Consider the following 643-nt stretch of genomic DNA (forward strand, 5'->3'; position numbering starts at 1 on the left):
TTAATAGACTCGTTGGGTTTCCAACCCCAACCTACGCTTGCTTAAAATATCGTGGTTTGTTGATGTTTTAGTCGTCTGAAAAAGACGATTGTTCTAAATTTTCTAAAATTAGGCGTGCCAATAAGCTGCTATCGACATGGTATGCCTGAATACAGGCTTGAATCATTTGTTCTGCAGAGATATTTTGCCAATGTATCTGCAAACCGTTTTTTATTGCCAATTGCGTCATAAACAGGCGCAATGTTCTGCCGTTTCCTTCACGAAAAGGATGTAGGACGTTCAACTCGCCCAAATAATAGGCCACACGCTCGGCGAATTTATCTTTATCCAACCCCCGCAAATAGTTTTCGCTTTGCAGCTTCTCCAAAAGTGTACGGCTTTCGTTTTCGATAAAAGCAAAATTGGCAAATCGGGTATTACCTTTGGAAATATCAATTCGCCGGATTTCTCCTGCCCAATCATAAACATTACCAAACAGTTCGCGATGAATGGTCTGTAAATGCGCCAAATCGAAATTGCCTGTAATGGGTTGCAAAAGCAGATTTTGGGCGGAAATAGCAGAAATGTCTCTTTCGACCTTTTCTAATTTAAGTGGATCTTGAATGGCTAATTTATTTCTAAATACACCATCATTCATATAGAT

1 protein-coding gene is annotated in these 643 nt (G+C 39.7%); it reads right to left on the bottom strand.

All coding sequences use genetic code 11. From position 1 onward, the window contains the following. Positions 1-67 precede the first annotated feature (67 nt). The coding region (locus tag ACTHUM_RS17285) for a Fic/DOC family protein (protein ID WP_440403597.1) at positions 68-643 on the bottom strand (576 nt) is incomplete at its 5' end.

This window comes from Neisseria sp. P0021.S006, assembly GCF_051956895.1.